We start from the raw sequence: 18,108 nt of genomic DNA, 5'->3' as shown, positions 1-18,108 counted from the left end.
AAGACGACCATGAACAGGGAAACCACCAACCGCATCCGTTTCGTGATCGAGGACGTGCTGCCGCCGATCCTGCGCGATTCCGTGCTGTTCAAGCAGGCCGCAAGCCTCGTCTGGGGCAAGCATATCGGCAAGCTCGCGACGTTCCGCGAGCGCGCGCCCTTCCTCACCGCCGCGGAATATGAGGATCTTTATCGCGAACATCCACGCGTCCATGCCGGCACGGACAATTCGCGGGCCTGCATCGACCGCATCGTCGCCTCCATTCTCGGCGATAGCGTCTGCGACGTCGGCTGCGGCACCGGCGCGCTGCTCAGCCACATCAAGACGGGCAATCCCGGCCTGAAGCGGCTGGCGGGCGTCGATTTCGTCGTGGAGGATGCCGCGAGCATCGCCGGTGTCGAATATGTCGCGGCGATGATCGAATCCCTGCCCTTCGCGGACGGCGAGTTCGACACGGTCGTCTGCACCCATGTCATCGAGCATGTGCTGGAATACCGCCAGGCGATCGCGGAGCTGCGCCGCATCGCCCGCCGGCGGCTGATCATCGTCGTGCCGCGGGAGCGGGAATACCGCTACAGCTTCAACCCGCACTTCAACTTCTTCCCCTATACGCATTCCTTCCTGCGCGCCGTGCATCCCGTGCCGCAGCGCCATGTCTGCGTCGATATCGGCCGGGACATCTTCTACATGGAAGACCGCGCGGAGCCGGACGCGTGACGACGAGCGCCTACAGCCCCGCGATCTGGGCCGGCCTCCTCGGCACGCCGCTCCTGATCGCGGCAGGACAGGTGCTGTTCAAGCTGACGAGCGGCACGACCGGCGACTTCGGCCTCAAGGGGCTGGCGGCGCTGGCGTTCAACCCGCTGCTGCTGCTGGCGCTCGCGATCTACGGGGCCGGCACCGTCATCTGGATCTTCGTGCTGAAGGCGGTGCCGCTGACGATCGGCTATTCCTTCATGGCGCTGACCTTCTGCTTCGTGCCGCTCCTCGCCAGCCTCTTCCTCGGCGAGGCGCTGACGCTGCGCTATGCGCTCGGCGCCTTTCTCATCATCGGCGGCATGCTCGTCATCAACGGCTGAGCCTATCCTTCGAAATGCGCCCGCGTTTCGGCATCCGCCGGGAAGAAGCTCTCGATCAGCACGCCCTGCACCAGCGCGTCCTGCGCCGAGCCGAAGGAGGTGAGCGTGGTGATCCAGTTGAAGTGCTTTGTCCCGATCTTCATCTCGATCGGCAGGATCGGCAGCCGGTCCGTCTCCGGAAAGGCCTCCAGCGCGGCCCGGATGTCGGCGGCGGCGGCCAGCCTTTCGATGCGCTTCGAAAGCGGGCTGCGCGGGCCCTGCAGCCAGGCCTCGGCGCGGATGCGATGCACGAGGTCGGCTGCCGATTGCGCCCAGTTGACGACGATCGAGCGCAGCGGCGTCGGGCCGAGATAGGCATCGAGGAAATTGTCGCCCGGCAAGACCGCGATGCCCGCCATGCCGGCAAGGCCGAGAAAGGCCTGGTTGGCGGCGAGCACGTTGTATTCATGGTCGAAGACGACGCCCGGATAGGGGTCGTGCCGGGCGAGGATGAGGCCGATCGCCTCCGCCACGGCCGGCGGAAAGGCCGCAAGGCTCGCCGCCGGCGCCGTCGCGAAGCGCGGGCGGAAGCCGGCGGCGGAAAACAGCATGCCCTGGTCGCGCGCGGGAATGTCGAGCACGGCGGAGAGGCGCAGGATCATGCCTTCCGAGGGGCGCGAGCGGCCGGTCTCGAGGAACGAGAGATGGCGGGCGGAGATGCCGGCCTCGGTCGCCAGCTCCAGCTGGCTCATGCGCCGGTGGCTGCGCCATTCCTTCAGGTGTTCGCCGAATTCCATTGTCGCCTCCCGTTCGGTGCCCGCGTACTCAACAGGAAGCGCGGCATGATTTCCATTACCTCCAAGGTAATTGGTTTGCATCCCCGCCCTCGGCAGGATGGGCCCATCGAAACGAAAGGAGCCCACCATGTTCGCTACCCTCAACCGCAACCTTCTGAAGTCCGTCATGCTCTTCGACGGCGTCTTCTCGCTGGCCGTGGCCGCCGGCCTCTTCGCCTTCTCCGGCCCGGTCGGCACCCTCGTCGGCCCGCATGCGACGCCGGCCGTCCTCCACGGCTTTGCCGCCTTCTTCGTCGTCTGGGGCGTCTTCCACGTCGCCGTCGGCCGGCAGGCGCGGCCTTCGCCCGCTGCCGTCCGCGTCGCCATCGCCGGCGATACGGCCTGGCTCATCGGCAGCCTCGCCGTCCTCGTCTTCGCCAGCGGCGGGCTGACCTTCGCCGGCATGGGCCTCATCGCGCTCGCCGCCGTCGCGGTCGCCGACATCATGCTGCTCAAGCAGATCGGCCTTGGCCGGCAGCAGCGCGCCGCGCTTGCCTGAACGTGCCGATGCCCGCATCCCCTTCGCCCCCGCCAAAAGCGGGGGTGCTGCCGTTCCAGGTCCCGCGCAACGCGTCATCTATCACCTGGGGGAGATTCCCCTTCCCCGGAAAATGCACTACCGTCGCGCCCGATTGAACACGGGGAGCCTTTCATGCGCGTCATTTTTTCCGAGGACCACAAGCTCAGGAACGCCCGCAGCGAGCTTTACGGCGGCGAGCTGGTGGCGCCCTTCGAGGCGCCGTTCCGGGCGGAATGGATCCTGGCGGCGGTCAAGGATGCCGGCTTCACCGACGTTTCCGCGCCGGAACGCCACGGGCTCGAGACCGCGCTGAAGGTGCATGACGCCGGCTACCTTTCCTTCCTGGAAGGGGCCTGGGAGAAATGGAAGGCCGCCGGCTACAAGGGCGAGGCCATCGCCACCTCGTTCCCCGTGCGCCGCACCTCGCCGCGCATCCCGACCCAGATCGACGGCCTGCTCGGCTATTATTGCAACGCCACGGAAACGGCGATCTCGCCCGGCACCTGGGAAGCCGCCGTCTCCTCCATGCAGAGCGCGGTGACCGCGGCCGATATCGTCGCGGACGGCGCGAAGGCCGCCTTCGCGCTCTGCCGCCCGCCGGGCCACCATGCCGGCATCGACAGCTTCGGCGGCTATTGCTTCATCAACAACGCCGCCGTCGCCGCCCAGCGCTTCCTCGACAAGGGTGCGAAGAAGGTTGCCGTGCTCGACGTCGACTTCCACCACGGCAACGGCACGCAGGACATTTTCTACGAGCGGGGCGACGTCTATTTCGCCTCGCTGCACGGCGATCCGGCCGAAGCCTTCCCGCATTTCCTCGGTTATGCGGAAGAGACCGGCAAGGGCGCCGGCGAAGGCACGACGCAGAACTATCCGATGCCGCCCGGCACGCCCTTCTCCGTCTGGGAAGCGGCGCTCACCGATGCCCTGAAGCGCATTTCGGCCTTCGGCGCCGAGGTGATCGTGCTCTCGCTCGGCGTCGATACCTTCGAGAAGGATCCGATCTCCTTCTTCAAGCTGACCTCGCCGGATTACATCACGATGGGACGGGCGGTCGCGGCAAGCGGCGTGCCGGTGCTCGTCGTCATGGAAGGCGGCTACGGCGTGCCGGAAATCGGCCCCAACGTCGCCAACACGCTGAAGGGCATTGCCGGCTGAGGCCAGCATCAATTTTCCTGAAGCAAGGCGTCACGATTATCCATTTGCCGCGTGACGCCCCCTCCTCTAGAGCATTTCCAGCCGAAGCGAAGTCGCTTTTTTCGTCGGATAATGCGGTAAAAACAAGAATCTGGAGCACCGGGAGGGCTTTTCATGGCCGACCAACAGACAGCGACGGGCGGCGGGCTTTCGGGCTCGGGCAATGCGGGGCTCCTCACGGGCATCCTGCTATGCTTCGGCTCGATGTCGAGCATCCAGTTCGGCTCGGCTTTCTCGGCGACCGCGATCGATGCCTACGGCCCCTCGACCACGACATTCCTGCGCCTCGTCATGGCGGCTGCGATCCTGGCCCTGATCGTTCGGCCGCCGATGCGCGCCTACAGCCGCGACCAGTGGAAGAGCGCCATGCTGCTCGGCGCCACCATGGCGGCAATGACACTCTGTTTCTTCGCGGCGATCCACCGCATCCCGCTCGGCCTTGCCGTCGCCATCGAGTTCCTCGGGCCGCTGGCGGTCGCCACCTGGTCGCTCGGCGCGGGCTGGCGGTTGATCTGGCCTGGCGCGGCCTTTATCGGCGTCGTGCTGCTGTCGCATGACGGCGCGGGCTGGGTCGGCGATCCCATGGGCATGCTGTTTGCCTGCGGTGCCGGCGTCGGCTGGGGCACCTACATCATCCTCATGAAGAAGACCGGCGCAGCGTTCAGGGGGCTCGAAGGGCTCTCCATGTCGCTGGTCTTCGCGGCCATCGTCGCGGCCCCCTTCGGCCTGCCGCGCGCCGCCGAGGCGCTGAACCCGGAAGGGCTCGGCATGATCCTCGGCCTCGCCGTGCTCGTGCCGCTCCTGCCCTATGCGCTGGAGATGATCGCGCTGCGCCGCATGCCGATGTCGGCCTTCGGCATCCTGATGAGCCTGGAGCCGGCGCTCGGCGCGCTCGCCGGCTTCCTCGTGCTCAGCCAGCCGATGACGCCCCTGCAGATGCTCGGCACGGCGCTTGTGGTGGCGGCAAGCGCGGGTGTCACGTCCAGCGGAAAGGGCGAAGGCGAGGGGAAAACCGCCTGAAAGCGGCCTCTTTCATGTTCCTGCCGCAATCGCTAGGTTGAAGCAGAATCATCGACGTTTCCGGGGACATTCCATGTACAAGAAAGTTGCGCTCGTCGCGCTCGCCGCGACCTACCTTTCCGCCTGCACGACGACGGATCCCTATACGGGCGAGCAGAAGGTTTCCAACACGGCCGGCGGTGCGGCGATCGGTGCGGGCGTCGGCGCGGTTGCCGGCCTCCTGATCGGCAACAACCCGGTGCAGCGCCGCAATGCCGCGCTGATCGGCGCCGGCGTCGGGGCGCTGGCGGGCGGCGCCATCGGCAACTACATGGACAACCAGGAAGCCGAGCTGCGCGCCCAGCTTCAGGGCACCGGCGTTTCCGTCACGCGCATGGGCGACCGCATCATCCTCAACATGCCGTCGAACGTCACCTTCGCCACCGACCAGGACCAGGTGATCCCGCCGTTCTATCCGACGCTCGATTCGGTCGCGCTCGTCTTGCGCAAGTTCGACAAGACGCTGATCGACGTCGACGGCCACACCGATTCGGTCGGCAATGCCGGCTACAACATGGACCTCTCCAACCGCCGCGCCAACTCGGTCGCCAACTATCTGGCCGGCCGCGGCGTCGACCCGCGCCGCATGTCGGCGATGGGCTACGGCCTGGAACGCCCGATCGCCTCCAACGCCTCGGAAGCCGGCCGCGCGCAGAACCGCCGCGTCGAGATCGCGATCTCGCCGCTCAAGCAGGGCTGATCCGTCGGCGGTTGGCGCGTGGGGCCGTCACGGCCCTTCGCGGCCCGGCCCCCATTCCAGCCGCTTGTAGTCGAAACCGTATTTCAAGGTCGGCTTGACGATCTCGAAATAGGGCGAGAGGTCGAAGTCGCGCGGCGTATAGAGCGAATGATGGCGGATATGCAGGATCTCCTCGCGCGAATAGGTCGAGGTCGCCGCGGCATGGCCGGGCGCGCGCGTGACGTCCGGCAGGATCGGGTAGCGGATCATCTCGAAGGCTTCCGCAATCAGCGTCGAGCAGATCGCCCGCGTCGGATCGCCTGAGCCGAAGGCGATCAGGCGGCGGCGCCAGCGCACCGGCACGGGCGGCGTCGGCAGGAAGTAGCGCAGCATGTCCGTGATGTTCTTCAGATCGTATTTCAGGCCGAGGCGCGAGACCATGAAGGCGATGAGCGCGTCGCGATCCTCCGGCGTCAGCCCGACCGGGCGGCAGATGCGCGTGTTGTAGGTACGGTACTTGGTGAGCGGCACGGCGACGCAGCCCTCGCCGAGATTGACTTCGATGAGCTGCGGGCGCTGCGTGGCGGGCAGCGCCGCCTGGTCCAGCGTCAGCGGCACCTCGTCGCCGACGAAGAACGCGGCATGGGACCAGGTGGACTGCGTCAGGTACTTGATCGCCGCCGAGACCTTCTGGTTGCCCTCCACCAGAAGCACGTCGCCGGGCCGCAGCGTGCGCGCCAGCGTTTCGGGGTCGGAGGGCGTATAGGGCTCGTAGCCGGAGGTCTGGCTTTGCAGCTTGTCGGCGAAACGGCGGCCGATGCGATCGAGCAGCGTGTCGCGGCTTGCGTTAAGCGGCTTCAGTCCGGCGGTCACGTCGCGTCCTTCGCAGTGTGGATCGTTTCCGCTTTTCCCCGAATCGCGAAAACGCTCCATCTGTTTGTCTTTACGCAATTCCGGACGCAAAACCGCTGCGCACTTTTGCTGGAATTGCTCCAGGCCCCGGCCACTCTAGCCCTACGCGCGACATCCTGTCGAGGTTGACCGGAGCAGCTTCGATCCTATATTTAGAATTATTCTAAACTGGATTGTCGTCAATGTTCTCCCGTCTTCTCCATCCCGGCAAACGCAGCCTCGAATCCCTCAGCGAACAGGAAATCCTCGCCCTCGCCATTTCCTCGGAAGAGGATGACGGGCGCATCTATCTCGCCTATGCCGATGCGCTGCGCGACGCCTATCCGCATTCCGCCCGCATCTTCGAGGAAATGGCGGAGGAGGAAAGCCATCACCGCCAGCTGCTGATCGACCGGCATGTGGCGCGCTTCGGCGACCGCATCCCGCTGGTGCGGCGCGAATATGTGCGCGATTTCCCCGAGCGCAAGCCGGACTGGCTGATCGCGAACATGCCGCTCGAGGCGATCCGCGCCCAGGCCGAGACGATGGAGGAGGCCGCGCACCGCTTCTACCTCGCCGCCGCCTCGCGCACGCAGGACGCGGCGACCCGAAAACTGCTCGGCGACCTGGCCCTGGCGGAAAAATCCCATGAATCGCTTGCCCGCCGGCTCGGCGAACAGCACATACCCGCCGACGTGAAGGCGGAGGAGGACCAGACGGCGCGGCGGCAATTCGTGCTGACCTATGTGCAGCCGGGCCTTGCCGGCCTGATGGACGGCTCGGTCTCGACCCTCGCGCCGATCTTCGCCGCCGCCTTCGCCACGCAGGACACCTGGCAGACCTTCCTCGTCGGCCTCTCGGCCTCCGTCGGCGCCGGCATCTCCATGGGCTTCACCGAAGCGGCGCATGACGACGGAAAGCTCTCCGGCCGCGGCTCGCCGGTCAAGCGCGGCCTTGCCTCGGGCATCATGACGGCCTTGGGCGGCCTCGGCCATGCTTTGCCCTATCTCATCCCGAACTTCATGCTGGCGACGACCATCGCCGTCTTCGTCGTCTTCGTGGAGCTGTGGGCGATCGCCTTCATCCAGAACCGCTACATGGAAACGCCGTTCTTCCGCGCCGTTCTCCAGGTCGTGCTCGGCGGCAGCCTCGTCCTGGCCGCGGGCGTGCTGATCGGCAATGCATAGCAATTCCAGCAAAAGTGCGAAGCGGTTTTGCGTCCGGAACTGCGTAAAAAACAGATAGGGCGTTTTCGCGATTCGAAGAAAAGCGGAAATGCTCTGGGGGAATGGATAAGTTCTACCGGCCTGTCGGGCGGTTCATGTCGCGCACCACCCAGCGGAAGAAAAGATAGACGCCGACGCCCATGATGGCGAGCGGCAGGAGATTGGCAGCAGAATCCATGTCGACCTCTATACCCTCCCGACAAGGGAATTAAGGTCTTGCTAACCAATCTTCAATCCACGAGCAGGCGACGGTCCGTTCACAAAATGCGACCGACGCTCACGAATTGGCAAGCGGGGCGTCGCCGCCCCGCTCCTGTCCCGGTCAGGCGCGCAGCGTGCCGCCCGTGGTCTTGGCGACATTGCCGACGATCCTGGCGGTGAGCGCCTCGAAATCCTCGTCGGTCAGCGTCTTGTCGGTCGGCTGGAAGACGACCTCGATGGCGACCGACTTCTTGCCCTCGCCGAGCGATGCGCCCTCGAAGACGTCGAAGACGTTGACGGCGGCGATCAGCTTGCGGTCGGCGCCGGTGGCCGCGCGCACGATGGCGCCCGCTTCCACCGTCTTGTCGACGACGAAGGCGAAGTCGCGCCTGACGGCCTGGAAGGGCGAAAGGTCGAGCGCCGGCTTGGTGCGGGTCGCCTTCTTCTTCGGGTCCGGCATGGCGTCGACGAAGATCTCGAAGCCGCAGAGCGCACCCGATACGTCGAGCGCGCCGAGCGCCTTCGGATGGAACTCGCCGAAATATCCGAGCACGATCTTCGGCCCCATCTTGATCGTGCCGGACCGGCCCGGGTGATACCATGCGGGCGCGCCCGGCTCGATCTGCACATTGCCCATCGGCAGGCCGCAGGCCTCGATGACGGCAAGCGCGTCGGCCTTGGCGTCATAGACGTCGACCGGCTTGCCGCCGCCCTTGGCGGCGTTCGACCAGAGGCGGCCGGAACCGGAAAGCGAGGCCGTGCCGCGGCGCACGCCGCCGGCAACGCGGCGCTGCCCCTCGGGCCTGTCGTTTTCATAGGTGCCGGAAACCTCGAAGAGCGCGACGTCACTATGCCCCTTGTCGGCATTGCGCTGCGCGGCGGCGATGAGGCCCGGCAGCAGCGAGGGGCGCATGTCCGACATGTCCGACGCGATCGGGTTGGAGAGCGCCAGCGAGGCCGCGCCGCCGCCGAAGAGCTCCGCATGGGCCTTCGGGATGAAGGACCAGGTGACGGCCTCCAGCATGCCGCGCGCGGCAAGCGCCCGCTTGGCAAGGCGCGAGCGGATCTGCAGCGTGGTCAGGATGCGGCCGTTGACCGCCCCGTGGCTTTCGAGCGGCGCCGGCTTGATATTGTCGACGCCGTGGATGCGCATGACCTCTTCCACGAGATCCGCCTTGCCCTCGACGTCGGGACGCCAGGAGGGCACCGCGACGGAGACGCGCTCGCCCGCGCCCGTGACGGTGAAGCCGAGGCGCGTCAGGATGTCCACGCTCTCTTCCGGGGAGACGTCAAGGCCCGTCAGGCGCTTGACCTCGGAGAACGGGAAATCGACGACCTTGGCCGAAAAGCCCTTGTAGCCGACGACGTCGGTTCTGGCGGCCACGCCGCCGCAGAGCTCCAGCACCAGTTCGGTGGCGCGTTCGAGGCCGGGCACCATGTATTGCGGGTCGACGCCGCGCTCGAAGCGGTAGCGCGCATCGGTGATGATGCCGTGCGCGCGGCCGGTCTTGGCGATGTTCATCGGGTCCCAGAGCGCCGATTCGATCAGCACGTCGACGGTGTTCTCGTCGCAGCCCGAATGCTCGCCGCCCATGATGCCGCCGATCGATTCGACGCCGTCATCGTCGGCGATGACGACGTTGGACGGGTTCAGCGTGTATTCGCGCGTGTCGAGCGCCAGAACCTTTTCGCCTTCCGCCGCGCGGCGCACGACGAGGTTTCCCTTCACCTTGGCCGCGTCGAAGACGTGCAGCGGGCGGCCCTGGTCGAAGGTCATGTAGTTGGTGATGTCGACGAGCGCGTTGATCGGGCGAAGGCCGATGGCGAGAAGCCGCTGCTGCATCCAGCGCGGGCTCGGGCCGTTCCTGACGCCGCGCACGAGCCGGAGCGCAAAGCCCGGGCAGAGATGATCGTCACCGCCGAGTTCCAGCCTGACCTTGACCGGCGTCTCGCCCTCGACCTTGAAGGACGGCGCCTTCGGGGCCTTCAGCGTGCCGAGGCCGGCGGCGGCGAGGTCGCGGGCAATACCGAAAATGCTCGTGCAGTCCGGGCGGTTCGGCGTCAGGTTGATCTCGATGACCGGGTCGTCGAGGCCGGCATAGGCGGCATAGCTCGTGCCCACCGGCGCATCGGCCGGCAGGTCGATGATGCCGTCATGGTCGTCGGAGATCTGCAGCTCCTTTTCCGAGCACATCATGCCGCGGCTCTCGACGCCGCGGATGGTGCCGACGGCGAGCGTCACGTCGATGCCGGGCACATAGGTGCCGGGCGCGGCGAAGGCGCCGACAAGGCCGGTGCGCGCGTTCGGCGCGCCGCAGACGACCTGGATCGGATCGCCCTTGCCGGTGTCGACCATCAGAAGCTTGAGCTTGTCGGCGTTCGGATGCTGCTCGGCGGAAACGACCTTGGCGATGACGAAGGGCTTGAAGGCCGCCTTGTCGTCGACGTCCTCCACTTCGAGCCCGATCGCCGTCAGCTTCGCGCAGATCTCTTCGAGCGTGGCGTCGGTGTCGAGATGGTCCTTCAGCCAGGAGAGGGTGAATTTCATGATCTTTCTCCTTGGATGCCGGTTATGCGCTGAGGCCGCCGAACAGGGTCGGCATGTCGAGCGGGCGGAAGCCGTAATGGCTCAGCCAGCGGACGTCGGCGTTGAAGAAGTCGCGCAGGTCCGGCATGCCGTATTTCAGCATGGCGATGCGGTCGAGGCCCATGCCCCAGGCAAAGCCCTGGTATTCGTCCGGATCGAGCCCGCCGGCGCGCAGCACGTTCGGGTGCACCATGCCGCAGCCGAGGATCTCCATCCAGTCCGTGCCTTCGCCGAACTTGACGATCGGACCCGACGAACGGTCGCACTGGATATCGACCTCGAAGGACGGCTCCGTGAACGGGAAGAAGGACGGGCGGAAGCGCATGGTGACGCTGTCGACCTCGAAGAAGGCCTTGCAGAACTCCTCCAGCACCCAGCGCATGTTGGCGACGTTCGCCTTCCTGTCGACCACGAGGCCCTCGACCTGGTGGAACATCGGCGAATGGGTGGCGTCCGAATCCTGCCGGTAGGTCTTCCCGGGGATGATGATGCGGATCGGCGGCTGCTGCGCCTCCATGGTGCGCACCTGCACGGGCGAGGTGTGCGTGCGCAGCACCTTGCGCTCACCCTTCTCGTCCGCCGGGAAGAAGAACGTGTCGTGCATCTCGCGGGCCGGATGGCCCTCCGGGAAGTTCAGCGCCGTGAAGTTGTAGTAGTCCGTCTCGATATCGGGCCCCTCGGCGATGGAGAAGCCCATGTCGGCGAAGATCGCGGTGATCTCGTCGACGATCTGGCTGATCGGATGGATGCGGCCGCGCTCGGCGGGCGAGGAGCGCACCGGCAGGCTGACATCCACCGTCTCGGCCGCAAGGCGCGCCTCGATGGCGGCGTCGCGCAGCGCCGACTTGCGCGCGGTGATCGCGTCGGTGACGCGGGTCTTCAGCGCGTTGATCGCCGCGCCGCGGGTCTGGCGCTCTTCCGGCGACATGGTGCCGAGCGTCTTCAGGAGTTCGGAGACGGAGCCCTTCTTGCCGAGGGCGCCGACGCGCACGGCTTCGATCGCCGCCTCGTCGGACGCTTCGGCGACGGCGGAAAGAAGGCCATGTTCCAGTGTGTCGAGTTCAGTCATCTTTACCTGCTTTGCTTGCGTCGGCCGCGCGGGGCGGCAGGAGAACCTGCGACAGATAGCGGGTTGCGGCGAGGAAACGCCGCAGATCACTACCCATGTGCACGCGCCCGATCAATCGGGTGAGCCATAAAAACTTGGCGAGGAACGCCACGAGAAGACAGAGTTCGGCGAGCGCATCGCCCGGCGCGCTCTCCATCCAGGCGGACAGAGCCCGGCCGGCGGTCGTCTCGCCCTCCAGCGCGCTCGGCACGAGCTGGAGGAACAGCAGCCAGAGGTCGCGCGCCTGGGCGGTCGGCAGCGGCATGACGGCTTCCGGCTCCTCCTCGAAATCCATGTAGCCGACACGGCCGCCCTCAAGGAAGAGATCGCGCGGGTGCGGGCGACCATGACAGAGCCTTTTGGCATGCAGCGCGCCGAGATCGGCGGCGCAGGCGACAAGCAGGTCGTCGTGGTCGGCCGGATCGGCCGATTTCAAAACCCCGAGCTGCGCGCCGATCGTCGGGCCGGCATCGGAGAGCACGAGCGCGCTGCCGGAGCGGTAGAGCACCTTCGGCACCGGCAGGCCCGCCGCCGCGAAGGCCGCGATCCGCCGCACCTCGCGGTCGACCATCGCCTTCCTGTCGAGCTGCGGCGAGGGCCGCAGGAAGGGTTTGCGGAACAGAAGGGCGAGAGCATTTTGCGCCCGCGACCAGAAAACCGGCCGCTCCGCGCCGTAGCGCTTCACCCAGACGGTGCCGAACGACATCTCCACGCGCTCGATACGGCGCGCGCCACGGGCAAGGACGGCGAGAAGCGTCTCGATATCCTTGGCCGTCGCGTCCGGGATCGCGGAAAGATCGTTCAGCCTGCCATCCATCTCCAGTCCTTTAGCGAGGCCGGTCCATAAAGCAAAACCCGCACCGGTTCCCCGGCGCGGGTTTCACAACGAAACGATGTTTTGGTTGTGGAAGCGCCGGTCAGTTGACGGCGGCTTCAAACTCGTTCTTCGTGCCGGCATCCTTGAGGTATTCCAGCGCCTTCTTGGCGGCTGCGACGAGCGCGCCGAACGCTGCGGTCTCATGGATCGCCATGTCGGACAGAACCTTGCGGTCGACTTCGATGCCGGCCTTGTTGAGGCCGTCGATGAAGCGGCCATAGGTCAGGCCGTGCTCGCGGACGGCAGCGTTGATGCGCTGGATCCAGAGCGCGCGGAAATTGCGCTTGTTGACCTTGCGGTCGCGGTAGGCGAACTGCTTGGAACGATCAACCGCGGCCTTGGCGGCGCGGATGGTGTTCTTGCGGCGGCCGTAGAAGCCCTTGGCTGCCTTCAGCGTCTTCTTGTGCTTGGCGTGGGAGGTTACGCCGCGTTTTACACGTGCCATGTCATGATCTCCTTAACGTATCAAATCGCGCGATTAGTCTCAGAGACCGTTCGGCAGGTAGTTCTTGATGACCTTCTTGCCATCGGGCTCGGCCAGCACCATGGTGCCGCGCGCGTCGCGAATGAACTTGTTGGTACGCTTGATCATGCCGTGGCGCTTGCCGGCAGCGGCAGCGACGACCTTGCCGGTCGCGGTGATCTTGAACCGCTTCTTGGCAGACGACTTCGTCTTCATCTTGGGCATTTTGCTACTCCATTCTTCTTGAATTCGAGACGGCTGACGAGGCCATCTCCAGCGTAAAGAACGGCCACGGCATGCCCTGCCGGACCGTTCGGACGGCGGCTTGTAACCGATGTCCCCCAAAAGCGCAACCGGAATCCGTGAATTGCGGCATCCGGCGCGCAGAAACGGAAAAGCCGCCCCGAAAGGCGGCTTCGATCCGGTGGTCGTGAGGTCGCGATTACCGCGGAGCCAGCACCATCATCATCTGGCGGCCTTCGAGCTTCGGCTCGGCCTCCACCTTGGCGATGGTCAGCGTGTCTTCCTTGACCTGCATCAGGAGCTTCATGCCGAGTTCCTGGTGGGCCATTTCGCGGCCGCGGAACTTCAGCGTCACCTTGACCTTGTCGCCCTCTTCGAAGAAGCGGTTCATCGCCTTCATCTTCACGTCATAGTCATGCGTGTCGATGTTCGGGCGCATCTTGATTTCCTTGATCTCGACGATCTTCTGCTTCTTGCGCGCTTCGGCCGCCTTCTTCTGGTTGGCGTATTTCAGCTTGCCCAGGTCAAGGATCTTGCAGACGGGCGGTTCGGAGTTCGGCGAAATCTCCACGAGATCGAGGCCGGCTTCTTCGGCCATGCGGAGCGCCTGATCGGTCGGGACGATACCGTGGTTGTTGCCGTCGGCATCGATAAGCTGAACCCGGGGAATCCGGATTTCCTTGTTGGAGCGCGGGCCGTCCTTGACGGGAGCTTCCGCTTTGAAGGGTCTGCGAATGGTCGTGTTCTCCTCGAACTGTTTCGATAGGTATGGATCTGCGTCGACCGGGCCGTTTGCCCGCCTGGCGGCGTTTTCCGGCAATGTGTTGATCGCGCTTGTGAAGTCAATAGCATGCCGCGTGGAAAAAATCACCACCTGTCCTTGCAGGCGCGAATCTGGTCTAGCTCTCGGCAAAAGACCGGCCAACGGGCGGTTTGCCGCGGTCGGGACGCAGGACAAGGAGATAGGCATGACGGCGGCGAACGGCAATGGGACCCCGACAGAATTCATCACCGTCGGCGCGGGCGACGACGCCCGCAGGATCGCCGTCGCGCTGCAGCCGGCGGCCGGCGGCAACGGGCTTGCGCATTTCGTCTGGCTCGGCGGCTACCGCTCCGACATGACGGGCACCAAGGCGGTGGAGCTGGCCGGGCTTGCCGCCCGTCTCGGCACCGGCTGCGTGCGCTTCGACTATTCCGGCCACGGCGCCTCGGGCGGCGCCTTCGTCGACGGCACGATCTCGCGCTGGCTGGAGGAGGCGCTCGCGGTGATCGACCACGCGGCAGGGACGCTCGGCACGCGCCGCGCCGTGCTCGTCGGCTCCTCGATGGGCGGGTGGATCGCGCTGCGCGCCGTGGCCGAGCTTGCCGCACGCGGCGGCATCGAGATTGCCGGCCTGGTGCTCATCGCGCCGGCGCCGGACTTCACCTCGGAGCTGATCGAGCCGAACCTGACGCAGGCCGAACGCACGGCGCTGGCCGAGCGCGGCCAGTTCGAGGAGCCGACGCCCTACGGCCCCGACCCGAACATCTACACGAGAAAGCTCATCGAGGACGGCCGCGACAACCGCGTGCTGACCGGCGCGATCGAGACCGGCTGCCCCGTGCATATCCTGCAGGGCATGGCCGATCCGGACGTGCCGTATGGCCATGCGGTGCGCCTGATGGAACACCTTTCCGGCGACGACGTGGTGCTGACCATGATCCGCGACGGCGACCATCGCCTGTCGCGCCCGCAGGACATCGCCAAGCTCCTCGAGGCGGCGGAGGCCTTTGCCCGCGGGCAATGAAGCCCCGGCCGAATCACATTTTAACCATATTCCCGCATCGCCAATTCTCATGATTGACGAAGGCCCCACCTGACCGTTAACTCTTTGTTAACGATTAGGGGACGTTTCATGGCACGAATGATTGGTGCGAAGGCTGGGGTTGCGGCGGTGCTCGCCCTCCTCGCTTCTTCTTCCTCGGCTTTCACCGCGCCGGCTTCGGCACTTGCCATGCAGACCGGCGGCATAACCTCCCAGCCGATCGGCCATTACGAGTTCTGTCAGGCCAACGCTTCGGAATGCCGCGCCGGCGTGCGCGGCCAGGCGCCCGCCAAGGTGACGGCGTACGGCTGGACGGTGGTGCGCGAGATCAACGCCGGCACCAACAACGCCATCACGCCGATGACCGACAAGGACCTCTACGGCAAGGACGAGGTCTGGTCCTATCCGGACGGCGCGGGCGACTGCGAGGATTTCGTGCTGCTCAAGCGCAAGAAGCTGATGGAAAAGGGCTTTGCCGCCGGCGACCTGCTGATCACCGTCGTGCGCAAGCCGGACGGCGAAGGCCATGCCGTGCTGACGCTGCGCACCACGCAGGGCGACTTCGTCCTCGACAACCTCAACAACGACGTCAAGCTCTGGACGGAAACGCCCTACCGCTACCTGAAGCGCCAAGCCTCGTTCCATGCCGGCCGCTGGGTCTCGATCGAAAACGGCGATGCCGTCATGGTGTCGTCGGTCGGCCAGTAAGACACGTTTTTCGCAGGGGGACTGCGAGGGCCGCGGAGCGATCCGCGGCCTTTGTCTTTTCCGGAGCCGCCTCGTCACGCCGCCAGGGCGGCCGCGCCGACCCGCTTGTAGAAGAAGGTCGTCGCGCAGAAGCGGCCGTCCGGATAGAGCGCATAGTCGGGGATGACGCCGGCGCGCTGCCAGCCGAGGCGCTCGTAGACGGTCTCGGCGGGGCTGCCGGTGGCCGTGTCGAGCACCAGCACGGTCTTGCCGCGCCGGGCGGCTTCCGCCTCGGCGGCGGCCATCAGCGCGCGGGCGATGCCGCGGCCGCGCTCGCTTTCCATGACGAGCAGCTTCTTCACGTCCGCCCGGTGCGGCTGGTTCGGCATCTGGCGGATGCCGACCTGCACCGTGCCGACGATGCGCCCCGCCCGCTCGGCGGCAAAGAGCAGCGTCGCCCCCTCGCCGACCGCCGTCGCCACGTCCTGCCAGAAGGGCAGCGCATCGGCCGGCCCATAGGGCGCCATGAAGCCGACGGAGGCCCCGCCGGTCACGCAATCGGCCAGCACATCCGCCAATTCGCCCATCCGGGCCCGGGTTTCCTCGGCATCGAGCAGCCTGATCTCGCTCATCTCGTCCTCATGGCTCAGGGGCGGCCGCGGTCCAGCACCACGGCATAATGCGCCGGCGCGTCGCCGGGATTGTCGAAGACATGGCCCTCGGTGATGCTCATGTAGAGGCAATCGCCGGGGCGCAGGTCATGCACCGTCTCGCGAAGGGTCATGCGCAGGCGGCCCGAAAACAGCCAGACATGCTGCGTCATGCCCGCCCTGGCCGTTTCCGGCGGATAGGCGATGCGCGCGCCCGGCGGAAACGTCACCTCGATCACCTCGACGCGCGAGGCCGTGTTCGGCGCCGAGACGGCGCGGCGCTGGTAGCCCGTCTCGGGATCCCGCCAGACCACCTGGTCCTTGCGCCGCGACAGGGGATCGCCCGCCTCCCCGGAAAAGGCGAAGAAGGCGGAGAGCGTCAGGTCCAGCGCCGCGCAGAGCCTTGCGAGCAGCTGCGCCGTCGGGCTCGCCTCGCCGCGCTCGATGCGCGAGATCATCGCCCGGCTCACGCCGGAGGCCCCGGCGAGGTCGTCCAGCGTCAGGCCGCGCGCCGTGCGCAGCAGCCGCACCCGCTCGCCGATGGCACTTTCCAGAGGGTCGATTCCATTTTCCACTATCATGGAATAATTCTCCCTTATAATGGAGTCAACGGGCAAACCCGTCCGAAAATATTTTCCGGCCATGCCGCTCCGGCGACAATGCGACATCCTCCCGCCGGATAAGGTGCCGCAGCGAGAATCGGAGGGCGGGCGGATGACGGGTGAAGCACAGCGGGCGTCCTCGCTCTTTTCCATCACCGCCATCGTCGTTTCGATGACCTTCGTCGCCATCGGCAACGGGGTGATGCTGGCCTATGTGCCCTATGTGCTGTCGCAGGCCGGTGCGCCCTCCTGGACGCCGGGCGCGGCCGTCACGGCGATCGCCTTCGGCGGGCTGGTCGGCTGCGTCATCGCCGGCCCCGTCATCCGCCGGGTCGGCCATGCCCGCGCCTTTTCCTGCTCGCTGGCGCTGGTCATCATCGCCGCCTTCCTCGTCGCGCTCGGCGTCAACCCGATCCTGTGGATCCTCGCCCGCGGCCTCTACGGCGTGGCCGGCAACGCGAATTTCATCATCGCCCAGAGCTGGCTGAACCATGCCAGCGACAACCGCTGGCGCGGCAAGGCCATGTCCTTCTTCTACATGGCCTATGTGCTGGGGCTCGGCGTCGGTGCCTGGCTGTTCGGCCGCATGCCGGCAGACGGCAATCTCGCCCCGCTCGTCACCATCTTCGTCACCACGATCGCCCTGCTGCCGATCGGCCTCACCAAGCTGCCCACCCCGCCGGCGCCCGCCCGGGTCAGCGTCGATTTCGCCATGGCCTGGCGCAACTCGCCGGTCGCGCTGATCGGCGTGCTGGCCGCCGGCGGCCTTTCCATGGTGGTGCAGGGTTTTACCCCGATCTACGCCGCCACCAACAAGGTCGGCCAGGCGGATGTGGCGCTCCTGATGTTCGTCATGCAGTTCGGCCTCATCTTCGTGCAATACCCGCTCGGCACGCTCTCCGACCGCATCGACCGGCGCATCGTGCTGATCGCCACCTGCCTGCTGATCGCCGGCACCGCGGTCGCCGCCCTCTTCGTCTCCTTCCAGGCCTTCGTCGTCCTGATGATCGTCTTCGCGCTCTGGGCGGGCGCCGTCGAGAGCGTCTATTCGATCGCCAATGCCCATGCCAACGACCGGACCGACCCGGAGGACTTCGTGCCCCTCGCCTCGACGCTGCTCGTCGCCTGGTCGACCTCGGCGACGCTGGTTCCGCTGGCCGTGACGGCGCTGACGCCGGCGTTCGGCCCGAAGACCTTCATCTATGCCGCCATGGCCGTGGCGCTCGCCTATGCCGCCTTCGTCGCCCAGCGGCTGCGCCTGCGCGAGACGGTGCCGCCGGAGGCGCGGGAGACCTTCGAGATCCGAAGCGCCCAGGTGCCGAATGCCGGCGCGCTCGTCGAAGGCGAGAAAGCCCCGGAATAGCGGCGTTCGCGCGCACGAAACCCTTCATTTACCGCTTTGCGGGAATCTTCCCCGCT

At 66.4% G+C, this 18,108-nt stretch carries 20 protein-coding genes; 10 read left to right on the top strand and 10 right to left on the bottom strand.

Annotated features, from left to right (window positions below; translation table 11 throughout):
- Positions 1-9: 9 nt before the first annotated feature.
- Together AABF56_RS20260 and AABF56_RS20255 are read left to right on the top strand one after the other, a co-directional pair.
- Positions 10-717, top strand: coding sequence for a class I SAM-dependent methyltransferase (locus AABF56_RS20260; RefSeq protein WP_272807309.1), 708 nt, complete (start codon positions 10-12; stop codon positions 715-717).
- A complete protein-coding gene (locus tag AABF56_RS20255) occupies positions 714-1,079 on the top strand; it encodes a transporter (protein ID WP_244770299.1) in 366 nt (121 codons plus the stop codon). Before AABF56_RS20260 ends, AABF56_RS20255 begins: the two co-directional genes overlap by 4 nt.
- Before the next feature lie 2 nt (positions 1,080-1,081).
- Here the strand turns inward: AABF56_RS20255 and AABF56_RS20250 are convergent, their stop codons facing one another.
- Positions 1,082-1,855 (bottom strand): helix-turn-helix domain-containing protein, encoded by a 774-nt coding sequence (locus AABF56_RS20250; RefSeq protein ID WP_272807308.1) that lies wholly within the window; start codon positions 1,853-1,855, stop codon positions 1,082-1,084.
- Positions 1,856-1,982: 127 nt separating this feature from the next.
- Here AABF56_RS20250 and AABF56_RS20245 point away from each other — a divergent pair, with 127 nt between their 5' ends.
- The 4 genes from AABF56_RS20245 (at position 1,983) to AABF56_RS20230 (ending at position 5,370) form a co-directional block, all read left to right on the top strand.
- A complete protein-coding gene (locus AABF56_RS20245; protein ID WP_272807307.1) occupies positions 1,983-2,393 on the top strand; it encodes a hypothetical protein in 411 nt (136 codons plus the stop codon).
- 153 nt (positions 2,394-2,546) lie between these two features.
- Positions 2,547-3,572, top strand: coding sequence for a histone deacetylase family protein (locus AABF56_RS20240; RefSeq protein WP_272807306.1), 1,026 nt, complete (start codon positions 2,547-2,549; stop codon positions 3,570-3,572).
- A 153-nt stretch (positions 3,573-3,725) separates the two neighbouring features.
- Positions 3,726-4,631, top strand: a complete 906-nt coding sequence (locus AABF56_RS20235) for an EamA family transporter (protein ID WP_272807305.1) — start codon at positions 3,726-3,728, stop codon at positions 4,629-4,631.
- Between the two features lie 73 nt (positions 4,632-4,704).
- On the top strand, positions 4,705-5,370 hold the full coding sequence (locus tag AABF56_RS20230) for an OmpA family protein (RefSeq protein ID WP_244770304.1): 666 nt from the start codon (positions 4,705-4,707) through the stop codon (positions 5,368-5,370).
- A gap of 27 nt (positions 5,371-5,397) precedes the next feature.
- Here the strand turns inward: AABF56_RS20230 and AABF56_RS20225 are convergent, their stop codons facing one another.
- Positions 5,398-6,222: a lipo-like protein gene (locus AABF56_RS20225; protein WP_244770305.1), complete on the bottom strand. Its 825-nt coding sequence runs from the start codon at positions 6,220-6,222 to the stop codon at positions 5,398-5,400.
- 221 nt (positions 6,223-6,443) lie between these two features.
- On the opposite strand from AABF56_RS20225, the gene mbfA reads away from it, so the two are divergent.
- A complete protein-coding gene (gene mbfA, locus AABF56_RS20220) occupies positions 6,444-7,427 on the top strand; it encodes an iron exporter MbfA (RefSeq protein ID WP_272807304.1) in 984 nt (327 codons plus the stop codon).
- A 361-nt stretch (positions 7,428-7,788) separates the two neighbouring features.
- Here mbfA and pheT read toward each other — a convergent pair whose 3' ends face one another.
- The 6 genes from pheT to infC form a co-directional block, all read right to left on the bottom strand.
- Positions 7,789-10,215: a phenylalanine--tRNA ligase subunit beta gene (gene pheT, locus AABF56_RS20215; protein WP_272807303.1), complete on the bottom strand. Its 2,427-nt coding sequence runs from the start codon at positions 10,213-10,215 to the stop codon at positions 7,789-7,791.
- Between the two features lie 22 nt (positions 10,216-10,237).
- Positions 10,238-11,323, bottom strand: coding sequence for a phenylalanine--tRNA ligase subunit alpha (gene pheS, locus AABF56_RS20210; protein WP_244770308.1), 1,086 nt, complete (start codon positions 11,321-11,323; stop codon positions 10,238-10,240).
- Positions 11,316-12,179 carry a serine/threonine protein phosphatase gene (locus AABF56_RS20205; protein ID WP_272807302.1) on the bottom strand — a complete coding sequence of 288 codons (864 nt, stop codon included), beginning with the start codon at positions 12,177-12,179 and terminating at the stop codon, positions 11,316-11,318. Before AABF56_RS20205 ends, pheS begins: the two co-directional genes overlap by 8 nt.
- Positions 12,180-12,279: 100 nt before the next feature.
- A complete protein-coding gene (gene rplT, locus AABF56_RS20200) occupies positions 12,280-12,684 on the bottom strand; it encodes a 50S ribosomal protein L20 (protein ID WP_064332218.1) in 405 nt (134 codons plus the stop codon).
- A 39-nt stretch (positions 12,685-12,723) separates the two neighbouring features.
- On the bottom strand, positions 12,724-12,927 hold the full coding sequence (rpmI, locus tag AABF56_RS20195) for a 50S ribosomal protein L35 (RefSeq protein ID WP_024270153.1): 204 nt from the start codon (positions 12,925-12,927) through the stop codon (positions 12,724-12,726).
- Between the two features lie 217 nt (positions 12,928-13,144).
- Positions 13,145-13,681 (bottom strand): translation initiation factor IF-3, encoded by a 537-nt coding sequence (gene infC / locus AABF56_RS20190; RefSeq protein ID WP_244770451.1) that lies wholly within the window; start codon positions 13,679-13,681, stop codon positions 13,145-13,147.
- Positions 13,682-13,913: 232 nt separating this feature from the next.
- Between infC and AABF56_RS20185 the strand changes: the two genes are divergently transcribed.
- A complete protein-coding gene (locus AABF56_RS20185) occupies positions 13,914-14,732 on the top strand; it encodes an alpha/beta hydrolase (RefSeq protein WP_272807301.1) in 819 nt (272 codons plus the stop codon).
- A 108-nt stretch (positions 14,733-14,840) separates the two neighbouring features.
- A complete protein-coding gene (locus tag AABF56_RS20180) occupies positions 14,841-15,458 on the top strand; it encodes a transglutaminase-like cysteine peptidase (protein WP_244770311.1) in 618 nt (205 codons plus the stop codon).
- 74 nt (positions 15,459-15,532) lie between these two features.
- Here the strand turns inward: AABF56_RS20180 and AABF56_RS20175 are convergent, their stop codons facing one another.
- Positions 15,533-16,069 (bottom strand): GNAT family N-acetyltransferase, encoded by a 537-nt coding sequence (locus AABF56_RS20175; RefSeq protein ID WP_272807300.1) that lies wholly within the window; start codon positions 16,067-16,069, stop codon positions 15,533-15,535.
- Between the two features lie 14 nt (positions 16,070-16,083).
- Entirely contained in the window at positions 16,084-16,668 is a 585-nt protein-coding gene (locus AABF56_RS20170; protein WP_272807299.1) for a helix-turn-helix domain-containing protein, read from the bottom strand.
- A 133-nt stretch (positions 16,669-16,801) separates the two neighbouring features.
- On the opposite strand from AABF56_RS20170, the gene AABF56_RS20165 reads away from it, so the two are divergent.
- Entirely contained in the window at positions 16,802-18,052 is a 1,251-nt protein-coding gene (locus tag AABF56_RS20165) for an MFS transporter (RefSeq protein WP_272807298.1), read from the top strand.
- Positions 18,053-18,108 lie beyond the last annotated feature (56 nt).

The sequence above is a fragment of the Shinella sp. WSC3-e genome (genome assembly GCF_945994535.1).
Taxonomy (GTDB): domain Bacteria; phylum Pseudomonadota; class Alphaproteobacteria; order Rhizobiales; family Rhizobiaceae; genus Shinella; species Shinella yambaruensis.
This window is presented reverse-complemented; position numbering and strand designations above follow the sequence as displayed.

Excerpts from the sequence above, each read along its gene's own strand:
- AABF56_RS20260 (WP_272807309.1), top strand. The coding sequence starts at position 10 with ATGAACAGGGAAACCACCAACCGCATCCGTTTCGTGATCGAGGACGTG.
- AABF56_RS20250 (WP_272807308.1), bottom strand. The coding sequence starts at position 1,855 with ATGGAATTCGGCGAACACCTGAAGGAATGGCGCAGCCACCGGCGCATG.
- AABF56_RS20245 (WP_272807307.1), top strand. The coding sequence starts at position 1,983 with ATGTTCGCTACCCTCAACCGCAACCTTCTGAAGTCCGTCATGCTCTTC.
- AABF56_RS20240 (WP_272807306.1), top strand. The coding sequence starts at position 2,547 with ATGCGCGTCATTTTTTCCGAGGACCACAAGCTCAGGAACGCCCGCAGC.
- AABF56_RS20235 (WP_272807305.1), top strand. The coding sequence starts at position 3,726 with ATGGCCGACCAACAGACAGCGACGGGCGGCGGGCTTTCGGGCTCGGGC.
- AABF56_RS20230 (WP_244770304.1), top strand. The coding sequence starts at position 4,705 with ATGTACAAGAAAGTTGCGCTCGTCGCGCTCGCCGCGACCTACCTTTCC.
- mbfA (WP_272807304.1), top strand. The coding sequence starts at position 6,444 with ATGTTCTCCCGTCTTCTCCATCCCGGCAAACGCAGCCTCGAATCCCTC.
- pheT (WP_272807303.1), bottom strand. The coding sequence starts at position 10,215 with ATGAAATTCACCCTCTCCTGGCTGAAGGACCATCTCGACACCGACGCC.
- pheS (WP_244770308.1), bottom strand. The coding sequence starts at position 11,323 with ATGACTGAACTCGACACACTGGAACATGGCCTTCTTTCCGCCGTCGCC.
- AABF56_RS20205 (WP_272807302.1), bottom strand. The coding sequence starts at position 12,179 with ATGGATGGCAGGCTGAACGATCTTTCCGCGATCCCGGACGCGACGGCC.
- rplT (WP_064332218.1), bottom strand. The coding sequence starts at position 12,684 with ATGGCACGTGTAAAACGCGGCGTAACCTCCCACGCCAAGCACAAGAAG.
- rpmI (WP_024270153.1), bottom strand. The coding sequence starts at position 12,927 with ATGCCCAAGATGAAGACGAAGTCGTCTGCCAAGAAGCGGTTCAAGATC.
- AABF56_RS20185 (WP_272807301.1), top strand. The coding sequence starts at position 13,914 with ATGACGGCGGCGAACGGCAATGGGACCCCGACAGAATTCATCACCGTC.
- AABF56_RS20180 (WP_244770311.1), top strand. The coding sequence starts at position 14,841 with ATGGCACGAATGATTGGTGCGAAGGCTGGGGTTGCGGCGGTGCTCGCC.
- AABF56_RS20175 (WP_272807300.1), bottom strand. The coding sequence starts at position 16,069 with ATGAGCGAGATCAGGCTGCTCGATGCCGAGGAAACCCGGGCCCGGATG.
- AABF56_RS20170 (WP_272807299.1), bottom strand. The coding sequence starts at position 16,668 with ATGATAGTGGAAAATGGAATCGACCCTCTGGAAAGTGCCATCGGCGAG.
- AABF56_RS20165 (WP_272807298.1), top strand. The coding sequence starts at position 16,802 with ATGACGGGTGAAGCACAGCGGGCGTCCTCGCTCTTTTCCATCACCGCC.